At 60.4% G+C, this 13,891-nt stretch carries 10 protein-coding genes; 4 read left to right on the forward strand and 6 right to left on the reverse strand.

Translation table 11 applies throughout. The features are described 5' to 3' along the window. Positions 1-28: 28 nt before the first annotated feature. The 4 genes from ACSQ36_RS29275 to ACSQ36_RS29290 form a co-directional block, all read right to left on the reverse strand. Positions 29-955, reverse strand: a complete 927-nt coding sequence (locus tag ACSQ36_RS29275) for an ABC transporter permease (protein ID WP_436184668.1) — start codon at positions 953-955, stop codon at positions 29-31. Then, a complete protein-coding gene (locus ACSQ36_RS29280) occupies positions 948-2,063 on the reverse strand; it encodes an ABC transporter permease (RefSeq protein ID WP_436184669.1) in 1,116 nt (371 codons plus the stop codon). The genes ACSQ36_RS29275 and ACSQ36_RS29280 overlap by 8 nt, the downstream gene beginning before the upstream one ends. Before the next feature lie 34 nt (positions 2,064-2,097). After that, the gene (locus tag ACSQ36_RS29285; protein ID WP_436184670.1) at positions 2,098-3,195 is read right to left on the reverse strand and encodes a BMP family ABC transporter substrate-binding protein; all 1,098 of its coding nucleotides are present in this window, start codon (positions 3,193-3,195) and stop codon (positions 2,098-2,100) included. 407 nt (positions 3,196-3,602) lie between these two features. Next, entirely contained in the window at positions 3,603-4,754 is a 1,152-nt protein-coding gene (locus ACSQ36_RS29290; protein ID WP_436184671.1) for an acyltransferase family protein, read from the reverse strand. Positions 4,755-4,912: 158 nt separating this feature from the next. Between ACSQ36_RS29290 and ACSQ36_RS29295 the strand changes: the two genes are divergently transcribed. From ACSQ36_RS29295 to tnpC, 4 genes are all read left to right on the forward strand, one after another. Further along, entirely contained in the window at positions 4,913-5,077 is a 165-nt protein-coding gene (locus tag ACSQ36_RS29295; RefSeq protein WP_436184672.1) for a GntT/GntP/DsdX family permease, read from the forward strand. A 439-nt stretch (positions 5,078-5,516) separates the two neighbouring features. Further along, positions 5,517-7,322, forward strand: a complete 1,806-nt coding sequence (locus tag ACSQ36_RS29300) for an EAL domain-containing protein (RefSeq protein WP_436184673.1) — start codon at positions 5,517-5,519, stop codon at positions 7,320-7,322. Positions 7,323-7,564: 242 nt separating this feature from the next. Further along, the gene (gene zwf, locus ACSQ36_RS29305) at positions 7,565-9,040 is read left to right on the forward strand and encodes a glucose-6-phosphate dehydrogenase (RefSeq protein ID WP_213764526.1); all 1,476 of its coding nucleotides are present in this window, start codon (positions 7,565-7,567) and stop codon (positions 9,038-9,040) included. A 257-nt stretch (positions 9,041-9,297) separates the two neighbouring features. After that, positions 9,298-10,710, forward strand: a complete 1,413-nt coding sequence (tnpC, locus tag ACSQ36_RS29310) for an IS66 family transposase (protein WP_436181325.1) — start codon at positions 9,298-9,300, stop codon at positions 10,708-10,710. Positions 10,711-11,739: 1,029 nt separating this feature from the next. On the opposite strand, the gene ACSQ36_RS29315 is transcribed toward tnpC, so the two are convergent. Beyond that, positions 11,740-13,095 (reverse strand): sensor histidine kinase, encoded by a 1,356-nt coding sequence (locus ACSQ36_RS29315; protein WP_436184674.1) that lies wholly within the window; start codon positions 13,093-13,095, stop codon positions 11,740-11,742. Further along, entirely contained in the window at positions 13,085-13,762 is a 678-nt protein-coding gene (locus ACSQ36_RS29320) for a response regulator transcription factor (RefSeq protein ID WP_213764599.1), read from the reverse strand. The genes ACSQ36_RS29315 and ACSQ36_RS29320 overlap by 11 nt, the downstream gene beginning before the upstream one ends. Positions 13,763-13,891: the final 129 nt, after the last annotated feature.

Raw genomic sequence — 13,891 nt, forward strand, 5'->3', positions numbered from 1 at the left:
GATAAGCAGGTCGTTCAGCGTGTGAACTTCAGCGTGTAAGACTCAGCTCGCCCGGCGCGCCGGCAAGCGTGCGGTCCGGACGGCAATTGATGATCATGATGGCGAGCGTGAGCACGTAGGGCGCGGCGTTATACAGGTAATAACCGCTCGTCACGCCAATCGCCTGCAACGCTGGTCCGAGCGCACCGGCTGCGCCGAAAAGCAGCGCAGCCCACAGGCATCGCAACGGTTGCCAGCGCGCAAAAATAACCAGCGCGACGGCCATGAGGCCCTGCCCGCTGGAAAGCCCTTCGTTCCAGCTACCCGGATAAACCAGCGACAGATACGCCCCGCCGATTCCCGCAAAAAATCCACCCACTGAGGTCGCGATTATGCGAATCCGCGTGAGCGGATAACCCATCGCGCGGGCGGTCTCGGCGTGATCGCCGACCAGACGCAAGGTCATGCCCCAGCGCGTCGTGCGCAGCCCCCACTGCAATACGAACGCCAGCACCACGCCGATCACGAACAGCGGGTTGATATGCAGCGCGTTGTGCAATTGCGGGGAACTCGTCCATGTGCCGAGATCGAATGATTGAAGACCCGGCGCCTGCGGTTCGATAAACGGCTTGCCCAGATAAAACGCGAGCCCCGTTCCAAGCAACATGAGCGCGATGCCGAACGCGATGTCCGACACCCGGGGCAGCGAACAGACAAGCCCGTGCAGGCATCCGAGCAGCAAGCCGACCAGCCCGGCCGCGAGCACCCCGGCCCACGGCGAGCCGGTCAGGAAAGAGGCGGCATAACCGCTCATCGCGCCCGACACGAGAATGCCCTCAAGCCCGAGATTCACGCGCCCGCCCTTCTCGGTCAGGCATTCGCCCAGGCTCACGAACAAATACGGCGTGCTGACGCGGATCGCGCCGGCGAAGAGGGACAGCAGCAGGATCACGAAGGGCGAATGTGCGTCAGGCATGGGTCTGCTCCATCGGCAAGTTGAGGTCGGCGAGTGCAGCGGCTTGCAGTTGCACGCGCCACGCGGCGATCCTCCCGCCCAGCGCTTCCCATGCCAGCAGGTTCGCGAACAGCAGGCCTTGCAGCACGAGCGTGGTGGCGTCGGGAAGATCGAGCCGGCGTTGCAGCAGACTGCCGCTCGCTTCGATCCCGCCGATCATCAACGCGCACACAATGATCGCGAGCGGATTCTGGCGGGCGGCGAAGGCGACGAGAATGCCCGCGTATCCGTAACCGGCGAGCAGCGACGCGTTCGCGCTGCCCTGCACCGCTGCGACTTCGAACATGCCGGCAAGACCCGCCGCCGCGCCGCCGAGCGCGCAGGCGGCCAGCGCGAGCAGGTTCACCGGCAAGCCGACCAGCCGCGCCGCGCGATTGCTGCCGCCGACCACGCGCATCGCAAAGCCCTTGGTGCTGTACTTGACGAAGACCCACGCGCCGATGCACGCAAGAACGCCCCACAGGAGGCCCCAGTGGACTTCGAGGCCCGGGAGCGATCCAATCATCATGGAAGGGGGCACGGGGAGCGTGGAGGGCTTGTTGAGACTTGCCGGGTCGCGCAACGGCCCTTCGACCAGATGCTTGAACAGCGCAATGGCGATGTAAGCCATCAACAGGCTGCTGATGGTTTCATTCACGCCGCGCCATTGCCTTAGCGCGCCGACCGCGCCAATCCAGATCGCGCCCGCCAGCATGCCCGCGAGCGCCATCAACGGCGTGGCAATCAGCCATGGCGTACTGGCCGGGAGCATCTCCGGGACGATCGCCGCGCACATGCCGCCGAGCGCCAGCGCGCCCTCACCGCCGATCACGATCAACCCGACCTGTGCAGGCAACGCGACGCACAGCGCGGTCAGCATCAACGGTGAAGCGCGCAACAAGGTGCTTTGCCAGGCGAACGACGAACCGAACGCGCCCTGGAAAATCAGGCCGACGGCATCGAGGACCGGCTGGCCCTGCACCAGCAGGAATAACGAAAACAGCACCAGGGTTCCGACAAGCGCGAGCACCGTCGGGATCGCCGGCAACAAGGCGAGCAGAACGCGGGCAGTCTGGGCATGGGGACGCATCACGGCTCCTTCAGGAGGTCAGCATGACTAATCATCAGATCTGGCCGGCCACGCCCGCCACGAGATAGTTCATGCTCTCCAGCGTGTAGTCGGTCTGTACGTGGCTCGTTCCGGAGGCGATCGCAACGCCGCCCTTGTTGTCCTTCATCGGCCCCTTGAAGATCACGAAGTCGCCCGCCATCATGCTGCCCTTGATCGCGTCGGCTGCCGTCTTCGCGTCGGGCGTGACCTTGGCGCCGTACGGCGACATCTTGACGAAACCCTCCTTGAGACCGCCGCGCAACACGTTAGGCTGAGGCTTGCCGGCCTGTGCATCGGCGACGAGCGCCTTGTACGGTGTCGCCCAATCCCACTCGGCGCCGGTGAGATAACCCTTGGGCGCGAGAGCAGCCTGGCTCGCGTGATAGCCGCAACTCATCACGCCGCGCTTCTCCGCCGTTTCCACCACGACCTTCGGACCATCGACATGGCAGGTGATGACGTCGCAACCCTGGTCGACGAGACTGTTGGTCGCTTCCGCTTCCTTCACGGGCATCGACCAGTCGCCAGTGAAAATAACCTGCGTGGTGATGGCCGGATCGACGGACTGCGCGCCAAGCGTGAACGAGTTGATATTGCGCAGCACTTGCGGAATCGGCTTGGCCGCGACAAAGCCGAGCTTCTTGCTCTTGCTCATGTGCCCGGCCACCACGCCATTCAGGTACTGGCATTCATCGATATAACCAAAGTAGCTCGCAATGTTCGGCGGATTGCCTTGCTTCCATAAGCCGCCGCAATGCGCGAACCGGACGTTCGGATACTTGGCGGCCATCTTGAGCACATGCGGATCGAAGTAACCGAACGAGGTCGCGAAAACGAGCGTCGCGCCGTCCTGTTCGATCATCGCTTCCATGGTCTTCTGGACCGCGATGGTCTCGGGCACGTTCTCTTCTTCGACGACCTTGACGTTGGGCAGCTTCTTGATGATTGCCGCCGCCGACGCCTGCGCCTGGTTGTAGCCATAGTCGCCACGCGCACCGACATAGATCACGCCGACTGTCGTGTTGCCCGCGGCAAACGCCGACCGGAACGGGGCCATGGTCGCGAGCGCCAACAGGCTCGCGTCTTTGATAAAAGTGCGGCGGCTAGTCATGTCATTCGACTCCTGGTTAGCGGTTATCGAGCTGTTTTCTGAAGACTGTAGAGATAGGCGATCCAGCGCCGAGAGCCGGCATACCGTACGCGCCACAAGAGGGGCTAACAAAGCCGCGACGCGTGAACGGATTGAATGGATCAGAGGGTCTGGACATGAATTCCGTCTTGAATACAAGATGGAATTCATCAATGCAGGAGCTATGCCAGGAGAAAGGCGCGCTCGCGTTCAACCCCGCCAAGCGTCACGGCACAAGGCTCTGCGCCAACCACGCGCGCTCCGCGCGTTGGCTTGGTGAGTGCCTGACGCTTTAGCTGCTGGTGCGTGATGCACCGTCGAGTAACGTGCGCGCACAAAAGCGGCGCTTGCAGGCGCCGCGAATCACAAGCCATCCTGAACAGTTCGGGTCAGGACGCCTGGTTCGCTCGCGAGGACGCGAGCGCACTTCGTCCCGTCAGGAATTTCCCCAGATAAATCGACGGACGCTCCACCACGAAGTGAGTCACGGCGGCAACGGGAATGACAAGCAACGCCGCTGTCATGATCGAGCGCCATGCCGGAACCGAAGCAGGCATTAGATGGATTACTGTAAGGAGAACGACAGTATGGGTCAGATAGAGACTGTAGGAGATCGTGCCCAGGAATACGATCGGGCGTCTGGCCAGCGCCAACGTGAAGCGCCTGGATACGATTGCCGTACAGGTGATACCCGCAGCACCCGCCACGACACACCAGTCGAAAATGTACTGGCCCAGGACACCCGACGTAATCGACATTATCGAGCGCGACAGGAAATAGAGCGTGACCGAAGCTGCGAGGACGAGCATGGTTCGATCGCCCTTCGCTAGCCATTGTTGCCAGCGCACGCGGTGGAAAGCCAGCGTCGCACCGACGATGAACATCCCCAGGTAATGCGCCGTCATCGCCCACTCGCCACTGAAACTTGGGCTGCTGGTCACGTCCGTATTTCGCCCCATCGCGAACGCGAAGGAAACCAGGGAAATACCCAGCGCCGCCGCCAGACACGTGCGTGCAGAAACGCGCCTGACGCAATATACGACCAGCGGCATCATCAATGAGATACGCATTTCGTAGATCAAGGACCAGATAACGGGAAGCACGCGATTGGCTTTATATTGTCCGATGAATAACAAATGCTCCAGTATTTCGCCGCCGGAGAATGATCCGGTCCATATATGGTTGAACCATGAACCGGCCCATTTAACGGGCTCTATATTGATCAGATAAATGGCCGAAAAAGCGGCAAACAACACAACGAGATAAGGCAGGTAGATCCGGCAAATCCGCTTGATCACATAGTCGCGATACGTAATGCGGCGGTCCGATATTAACTGGAGGGTCAGGACAAATCCGCTAAGTATGAAGAATAAGATGACCGCTTCATGGCCGAGCGCCAGCACGCGCAACGGTGACCTGGGTATCCACCGGAGCGGGCCGACCAATACAAAATGATTAATGACGACCATCAGGGCAGCTATGCCGCGCAATGCATCCAACTGAGGATAATGGCGACCGCGAAAAGGACTTGTTTCATTCATCCGATAAATACCTTGAAGTGGTGGTTATGGGTGAGTGATGCCAATGTTCGGTTGATACGCTCTACCAAATTAATTATTTGGTAAAGGAAAGTTTAATTGGCGGCTGAATAGCCAATTCGATCCGTATTACTTTCTAATATTTTTTTACTTTATTGCCGATGAATCCGGCACGAACACGCGTAGTTTTTGCCAGCGTGATTCAGGCAGCTTCATATTGGAACCTGGAGTACGTCGGCATGACCGTGACGCAGACGTTCAAGACGTGGACCGTGTGCGAAACGATTATTTCGGTGTTCACGCCGGGGTTGTCGATGGCGATCTGAAGCGGCGCGGCATGTCGATGAAACACGCGCGGCCTGCTTTAACAACGTTGCAAATCCGGTGCGCGCGCGTCAAGGCTCCGACGCTGCCGCACCGGAGCAATCACGGCGTCAAGAGTCGTGCCGCCAGCACTCGATATGCACGCAAGTCCCGGGCGCCTGCCTGGAACAAACGCGTGTCACGTTCCAAGTCGATATCCCTTGTTGCGGATCGTATGGAACAACGACTCCTCGTCTTTGGTATTGATCTTCCTCCGCAGCCGGCTTATCGGCAGATGCGCGCCACATTGATCAAAAATGCGGACGCATCCCACCGCAATCTGCTGTCGAGACCCAAGGAACAGCCCGCAAGCCCGCACCCCCTTGGTGCTCCAAGTCATCAAAGGTTCATTCAACTCGTCCACTGTCGCGCCGTTAAGTCAGTCAGATCAACGGAATTCCCATGCAATTCTCTACCCTCCATGTCACACACGGCGCGCCATCGACGGTCGACGCGTTGATTGCCGACCGTGCGTTGTGGGCGGTATTTCAGCCTATCGTGCATCTTTCCGATGGCGAAATTGCGGGCCATGAAGGGCTCATCCGCGGCCCGGCGGACACCTGGCTGGAAACCCCGCGCGGCTTGTTCGCACAGGCGCAGCAGGAAGGGTCGGCACACCGGCTGGAGATAGCGGCGGCACAGGTATGTTGCGAGTCCTTTGCCCGCCTCAACGGCGCCGGCCTGCTGTTCGTCAACGCCAGCGCCGCCGTAATCGAAGCAAGCATTGGCGAGGGCGACGGCATTGCCAATCTGCTCGGCGCCAGTGCGCTTGCGCCCGAGCGCGTCGTGATCGAACTGACCGAGCAGAGCGTCATTGCCGACCTTGATCGTTTCGACGCGACCGTTCGCGCATTGCGCGCAAGCGGGGCCGCGTTCGCGCTGGACGACTACGGCAGCGCGAACGCGAACATGAATCTCTGGGTACGGCTCGCACCCGGTTACGTGAAGATCGACCGGTTTTTCATCGACAACATCGCACTCGACCCGATGAAATTCGAGGCCGTCAAAGCGATGGCCGCATTTGCAAGAGCCAGCGGCGCCGAGCTGATTGCAGAGGGCATCGAGCGACCAGCAGATCTGGGAATTGTCCGCGACCTGGGCATTACGTATGGACAAGGGTTCTTGCTGGGCCGCCCGGCGGCACTGCCCAGTCAGGCATTGCCCGCGCCCATCCTGCACTTGCTGCGCTCGTCCCGGATCACTGTCTATCCCTCGCATACCCATACGCACCGCGAGTCCCGCGCGAGCGGATTTGAACTCGACCGGATGCTGATTCTCGCGCCTTCGTTGCCGCTGGACGCGCGCAACGATCACGTGGTCGACCTGTTCAACGCAGCGCCGGACTTGCACGCGGTGGCGATCATCGACGACGGCCGGCCAGTCGCGCTTATCAATCGCCGCGCCTTCATGGACCAGTACGCGCTGCCTTATCATCGCGAGCTGTTCGGCAAACGGCCTTGCCTTCAGTTTGCCAATCCGGCGCCGCTGGTGGTCGAGCGTTACGCCACGCTGGAGCAGGTGGCGCATATGCTTGCCAACGACGACCTGCGTTATCTCTCCGACGGCCTCATCATCACCGACGCAGGCCGCTACGTAGGTCTCGCCACCGGGGAGCGGCTGGTGCGCGCCGTGACGGATATCCGGCTGGAAGCAGCACGTTATGCCAACCCGCTCACGTTTCTTCCCGGCAACGTGCCGATCAATTCGCATGTCGAGCGGCTGATCGACAATGGCGTCGACTTCGTGGCGTGTTACGTCGATCTCGACGACTTCAAGCCATTCAACGACTGCTATGGTTATTGGCAAGGCGACGAAGTGCTCAAGGCGGCCGCTGCGGCGCTACGCTCGGTCTGCGAACCAGCGAGCGATTTCCTTGGGCATATCGGGGGCGACGACTTCCTGATGCTGTTTCAAAGTGCGGACTGGCGCAACCGCAGCCTCCAGGCCATTGACCACTTCAATCAAGAGGTCAAACGTTTTTACTCACCGGAAGACCGGCTTGCGGGCGGCATCTACAGCGAAGACCGGAGCCGGCACCGGCAGTTCTTCGGCTTCGTCACCATGTCCATTGGCGCAGTCAGGGTAGCTGCGGGAACGGCGCGCATCTGCGAGGAAATAGGCACAGTCGCGGCTGTTGCCAAGCGTCGCGTCAAGAAGGAAAAGACCGGGATCGTCGCGATCGATTTTGCTCATCACCGGTCCGTCTGATTATTCCGCACGCGGCGTCCGCTGCATGCTTACACTAAAGTTACATGCGCGCCGTTGCATCGCTCCCCGACCGGTCGGACGTTTTTTCTCCAGTATTCTGATGATCGCGAACGGAGCGGCCGCTCGCATGCGTGAACCAAGCCTGTTTAAAGCGTAACTGGTATAACGACATACTTAGCGTCGCACACGGCCCGCTCCGCGGAGCGCAATTCTGACAGCAAACTCGCGATTCCTTACGCACCATGACCACTCAAACTCATTCAGCCGCGCCCGATCTTCCTGTCGACATGATCATCTTCGGCGGCGGCGGCGACCTGTCCGCACGCAAGCTCCTGCCCGCTCTCTACATGGCGCATTTGCACGGCAACCTGCCTGTGCAGACCCGCATTATCGCGATCGGCCGCCGTGACTGGTCGCGCGAGCAGTACGTGCAATTCGTGGAAGAGCAATCGAAACCGTTCGTCGACAAGAAGGCGCTCGATCCGCAAGCGTGGGACAGTTTCCTGGCGCTCTTCGATTACGTGCGCATCAACATTGATTCGGCAAGCGACTATCTGCGGCTGGCGGAAGTTGCGCGCAGGGAGGTATGCCGCGTGTTTTATCTCGCGACGTCGCCGGACCTGTTCACGACCATCTGCGACAACCTCGCGGCCGCCGGTTTGGTCGACGGCAACTCGCGCGTCGTGCTGGAAAAACCGCTCGGCCATGATCTTGCCTCGGCGCAAGCGATCAATGCTTCCGTCGGCCGTCATTTCGCCGAAGCGCAGATTTATCGCATCGATCATTACCTCGGCAAGGAAACGGTGCAGAACCTGATGGTCCTGCGTTTCGGCAACGCGATCTTCGGTCCGCTATGGCAGGCTCCGTATATCAAGAGCGTGCAGATCACGGTGGCGGAAACGGTGGGCGTGGGTAGCCGTGCGGGCTTCTACGACCAGACCGGCGCGCTGCGCGACATGGTGCAGAACCACTTGCTGCAACTGCTGTGCATCGTGGCCATGGAGCCGCCTGTGTCGCTCGATCCCGATGCCGTGCGCGATGAAAAGCTCAAGGTGCTGCGTTCGCTGCGCAAGATGACCGTCTCCGATATTGCCCGCGATACCGTGCGTGGCCAGTACAGTCCGGGCGCGATTGGCGGCGAGCCGGTCAAGGGTTACATGGAAGAGGACAACGTGCCGGTGGAGAGCCGTGCCGAGACCTTCGTCGCCATCCGCGCGCATATCAACAACTGGCGCTGGGCGAATGTGCCGTTCTTCCTGCGTACGGGCAAGCGCTTGCAGAAGAAGCAATCGGAGATCGTGATCGACTTCGCCGACTTGCCGTTCTCGATCATTCCCAGCGGGCCGCGCAACTATGGCAACCGGCTGATCATCCAGTTGCAACCGGAGGAATCCATCCAGTTGCAGATGCTCGCGAAGGAGCCCGGCAGCGGCATGCATATGCTGCCGGTGAATCTGAATCTGGATTTGCAGCAGGCCTTCACCGAGCGTCGCGCGGAAGCGTACGAGCGGCTGTTGATCGATGTGATGCGCGGCCGCCTGACGCATTTCATGCGCCGCGATGAACTCGAAGCGGCGTGGGCGTGGGTGGAGCCGATCCTGGACGGCTGGAAGGAATTGAACGACCGGCCACGCACCTACACCGCCGGCACGTTCGGCCCGGCCGCCTCTTCGGCGCTGATGGCGCGGGAGAACATGGCCTGGGCTGAAGAGGCCTGAGAAAGGGGGTTTTCGTTCGCACTCGGGGGGTGGGTTTTTTGGGGGCGATGCTGGGTTGCGGGTTGGTCGGTTCTGGGGTTAGTGGTCGGGGTCTATGCCGGGTTGCTGCTTTCAGTGTTAGTGGTCTGCGAGAGTCGGATTTTCTCTTTATCACTATTAGCCACTGTGCGTGGCGGCACGTCATTTCTTTGTCCAAAGGTAACTAGTCAGCACTTGTAAACTGCTGCGAAGCTCGGCATGATTCGGAGATGACATTAGTGCCTAACCTTAAAAATCTAACGGACGAGCAGAAGGACGCACTCATCATTGAGTTGGTGAGACGTCTGAATGAGATTGAAGCGAAGCTGGAGAAGGACAGCCACAACTCAAGCAAGCCACCGTCCTCGGATGGCTTGAAGCGCAAACCCAAACCCAAGTCGCAGCGCACGGTGAGCGGAGCCGCGCCAGGCGCTCAGCCAGGTCATGAGGGCAAGACACTCAAACGCGTGGCGCAGCCAGATCACGTTGAGATTCATCGCGTGAGTCGGGTATGTGATAACTGCGGGAAAGAAATCATGCCCGATCGCATTTCAGTGCTGGCCGAAGAGCGCCAGGTCATCGATTTGCCGGTGATCCGGTTTGAGGTGACAGCCCATCGCGTGGAGCGGGCGCAATGCGGCTGCGGCCAATTACATCGGGCCGAGTTTCCCAAAGGCGTAAGCCAGGCGGTGCAGTACGGCAGCCAGATCCAGGCGGCGGCGGTCTATCTGACGCAATATCAGCAGTTGCCCCTGGAGCGTACCTCGCAGGCGTTGCGCGACCTGTTTGGCCTGAGCATGAGTTCGGGCACGGTGCAAAACTGCATCACGCAAGCGGCACGGATGTTGAGTCCGGCCGTTGAACTCATTGGGCAAGCGCTGCAAAGCGCGCCGGTCGTGCATTTCGATGAAACCGGCATGCGCGTGGGACGTACCCTGCACTGGCTGCACACGGCCTCGACCCAGGCGCTGACGTGGTATGGCTCGCACCGCACGCGTGGGCGCGAAGCACTGGACAGTTTCGGTATCCTACCCTCATTTACCGGGATCGCAGTGCACGATGGCTGGGTGCCTTACTCCTACTATGAGTGCGAGCATGCGTTATGCAATGCGCATCATCTGCGCGAGTTGATCGGGGTGTGGGAGTCGACCCAGCAGCCCTGGGCCGAACACATGCTCAAGCTGCTGCGCCAGGCCAAGCGCGAGGTCGATGACAGCATTGCCTGCGGCCGTACGGGCTTGAGCCGCACGCGCACCAACTACTATCGGCGACGCAGCCGCGCCCTGATCAGAGAAGGCCGCAAGCTCAACCCGCAGCAAGCGCGCGACCCCACGCGTGAAGATGTGCGCGGCAGAATCAAACAAAGCGAAGCCTACAATCTGCTGGGGCGCCTGGAGCGTCATACCGCGCAAGTGTGGCGTTTCGTGGCCGACCATCGCGTGCCGTTCGACAATAACCAGGCCGAACGCGATATCCGCATGCCCAAGCTCAAACAAAAAGTCTCGGGATGCTTCCGCACAGCGAGCGGACTTCAGGCGTTTTGCACCATCCGATCGTATCTGGCTACCCTGCGCAAACAACGCCGCCCACTCATGGCCGCGCTCGCTCTTAGCTTCGCTGGCCACGTCCCTTCGCCTTTAGCGGCTGACTAGTTACGTCCAAAGCGACAAAGAAACGAAGCAAAGAAAGCGCTTTAACCGCTCTACCCTAAGTGTCCACAGCGTGCAGTTTTCATTCATAGGTGCCCCAAAAGCACGGTGCTCGCCAGAGCGACGGATGTGTGAAACCCTCCTTCTCGCGAATCCTGACACGAACACGCTTCGCCCCGTACGCTCTCGGGCAAGCACCATTCGCCCGGCAACGCGCTCGGCCCCACCCGCATTTAAGGCTTCGTTTCTTGGTAGGTTCGGTAAGTGGCTTGCGCTGCGGGTGTAGTGGTCTAATTTCGCTCTCGGGCAAGCACCATTCACCCGACAACCCGCTCGGCCCCACCCGCATTTAAGGCTTCGTTTCTTGGTAGGTTCGGTGAGTGGCTTGCGCTGGAAGGCCCCCGTGGCCAGCTTCGCCAATCACAGCCTGATGTCTATTTACCGCTTCAACCTTTGGCGAGTCGGCTGGTCGATTGCATGGAATTCGTCGGTTACGGCCTCACGCATCCTGCGGCCTCGTTTCAACGTAGGTTGGCGAGATAGTTCGTCATGCGTACAAATTGGTGGTCGGTTATCCGCGGATAGCGCGGGGTGCCCCTTGGGCAGGTTCAATCACTGGTGGCGAAGCGTGTGGGTATCCGTGTTCGGAGAAAGAGGGGTTCACACATCCGTGGCTCTGGCGAGCACCGTGCTTTTGGGGCACCCATGAATCAAAACTGCACGCTGTGGACACTTAGGGTAGCGTGTTTTAAAAGCGCTTTCTTTGCTTCGTTTCTTTGTCGCTTTGGACAAAGAAATGACGTGCCGCCACGCACAGTGGCTAATAGTGATAAAGAGAAAATCCGACTCTCGCAGACCACTAACACTGAAAGCACCAACCCGGCATAGACTCAGACCGCTAACCCTGGAACCTAGCAACCCAGCACTAACCCCGACCGCTAACCCCAGAACCGACCACCCCGGCACTGACCCCGGACCACTAACCCCAAAACCGTCCCCCCGCCACCCCAACTCCCCCGAGTGCGAACGCCCCTAAAGCGAAAACCGCACCTCGGCCGCAAGACCCTTGCCACCCGGGCCGTCATCAAGCCTGATGCTCGCCCGGTGCGCTCGCACGATCTCACGCACTATCGCAAGGCCTAGCCCGCTGCCCTCCTCCCCCGATGCCCTGAAGAACGGCTCGAACACGCGATCTCGGACATCGGCGGGAATACCGGGACCGTCGTCGGTGACGGCAAGCACAATCGTCTTCTCGCGCCGCTCGATCAGCAACGTCACATGACCTGACGCGGGGGTGTATCGAATAGCATTGTCGACCAGGTTGAACACCAGCACCGACAATAAACGCGCGTTCCCTAATACGATCGCGTCGTCGGCAAGCTGCGCGGCCAGCTCGATCCCCCGACGTTGCGCCAGCAGCGCCAGCTCTTCAATCACGGTTGTCGCGACTTCGCGCAAATCGACACGCTCGCCCTCGAAATGGCTGTAATCAGCGGTCTCGGCTTGCGCGAGCAACAGCAACTGATTCGTCAGCGACACCAACGCCCCATTGCTCTTGTGCATGGCCGACAAGGTCTCTTTTACCGTGGCGAGATCGTCATGGCGTCGGGCGTATTGCAGTTGCGCACCGAGCAACGTCAGCGGCGTTCTCAACTGATGCGCGGCATGCGCAATGAAACGGCGCTGCATGGCGGTCTGCCGCTCGATCCTCGCAATGCACTGATTGATCGCATCCACAATAGGCCGCAGCTCGCTCTGAAGATGCTCCGAGCGCAACGGCACGAGTTCGTTCGGCGCCCGGTCGCGCACGTCGTTAGTCAGCGCCATCAGATGCCGCAACTCGAACGTCAGGCCGACGCACACCAGCACAATTGCAATCGCAATGATCTCCGCGAAATGCTGCAGTTGCGGTCGCCATAACTCGGTCGCCAATGCATCGCGCTCCAGTTCCGTACGGCCCACCGAAACAAGGATGCGCTTGCTCTCGCCAGAGTCGTACATCGGCCGGATGATGGAAACTGCCCGCACCGGTTGACCGTCGATCTCGGTGTCGTACCAGCCGGGTGAACTCGGCGGCTCGACCTGCTCAAGATCCGACGTGCCCGCAATCGCCGGTCCGTCAATCACGCGGATACGAAAAAACACCCGGTCGCCATAGGGCGAACTCAGGATTTCGATTGCGCTCGGCGAGATGTCGGCGTGCAGGAAACTGTCGTCCCACTTGACGTCGCCGGCCATCACGCGCGCAGACGCGAGCAACGCATTGTCCTGGATCAGGCTCGCGGTTTTCTGAGCGCCTTCACGGGCCATGTAACCCGCGGCGAGCACATAGACCGTCAGCGGCAGCAGCAACCACAGCAGAAGCCGCAGGCGCAGGCTATTCGTCATCGCTGCTGGCTTGCAACAGATAACCCAGGCCCCGGAGCGTAATGATGGTGGCGGTACTTTTCTCGAGCTTCTTGCGCAGCCGGGAGACGTATATCTCGATGGCGTCTTCGCTCGTGTGGGTGGTCGAACTGCCGAGGGAATCAGCCAGCATCGGCTTGGAGACCGTCTTCTTGGCCTTGAGGATCAGGGTCTCTAGCACGGCATGCTCTCTCGGTGTCAGGCTCAGCACTTCGCCCGCTACCGAGAACTGCCGCCGGTCGATATCGTAGGAAAGATCGCCGCAGCGCGTGCTGTTGGAACGCGAAGGCAACTGCCGCCGCACCAGTACCTTGACCCGTGCGACCAGCTCGCGCGCATCGAACGGCTTGACGACGTAGTCGTCCGCACCGGCGCTCAGGCAAATCACCTTTTCATCCACGGAACCACTGGCGGTCAGGATCAGCACCGGCGTGTGGTCGCCCCGTTCTCTCAGCCGCCGCAACACGCCCTTGCCGGACAGGTTAGGCAAGTTGAGATCGAGCAGCACGACGTCGTAGCGCGTGGTGCGCAGGAACCGGTCGGCCGCGTCGCCGTCGCTGACGCGATCGAGCACAAAACCATCGTCTTCCAGAATCTTAGCGAGCCAGTGAGCCAGTTGCTCATTGTCCTCGACCAGCAGTAGCTTCATCACGTTCACCGCGTTATGCGTGGGCATTGTCCGTCGACCCGGCATAGGCGTGATTCGAATGAGCCTCACGCCATGCCGGTCCACGGCCCTCAGGCGAAGTGTATCTCGCTCGGGGCGTGGTCATGGCGT

The organism is Caballeronia sp. LjRoot34, from assembly GCF_964253815.1.
In the GTDB taxonomy this organism is placed as follows: Bacteria; Pseudomonadota; Gammaproteobacteria; order Burkholderiales; family Burkholderiaceae; genus Caballeronia.

Coding starts and splice junctions, on each gene's coding strand:
- ACSQ36_RS29275 (WP_436184668.1), bottom strand. CDS start 955: ATGCCTGACGCACATTCGCCCTTCGTGATCCTGCTGCTGTCCCTCTTC.
- ACSQ36_RS29280 (WP_436184669.1), bottom strand. CDS start 2,063: ATGCGTCCCCATGCCCAGACTGCCCGCGTTCTGCTCGCCTTGTTGCCG.
- ACSQ36_RS29320 (WP_213764599.1), bottom strand. CDS start 13,762: ATGAAGCTACTGCTGGTCGAGGACAATGAGCAACTGGCTCACTGGCTC.
- zwf (WP_213764526.1), top strand. CDS start 7,565: ATGACCACTCAAACTCATTCAGCCGCGCCCGATCTTCCTGTCGACATG.
- ACSQ36_RS29300 (WP_436184673.1), top strand. CDS start 5,517: ATGCAATTCTCTACCCTCCATGTCACACACGGCGCGCCATCGACGGTC.
- ACSQ36_RS29315 (WP_436184674.1), bottom strand. CDS start 13,095: ATGACGAATAGCCTGCGCCTGCGGCTTCTGCTGTGGTTGCTGCTGCCG.
- ACSQ36_RS29290 (WP_436184671.1), bottom strand. CDS start 4,754: ATGAATGAAACAAGTCCTTTTCGCGGTCGCCATTATCCTCAGTTGGAT.
- ACSQ36_RS29285 (WP_436184670.1), bottom strand. CDS start 3,195: ATGACTAGCCGCCGCACTTTTATCAAAGACGCGAGCCTGTTGGCGCTC.
- ACSQ36_RS29295 (WP_436184672.1), top strand. CDS start 4,913: ATGAATCCGGCACGAACACGCGTAGTTTTTGCCAGCGTGATTCAGGCA.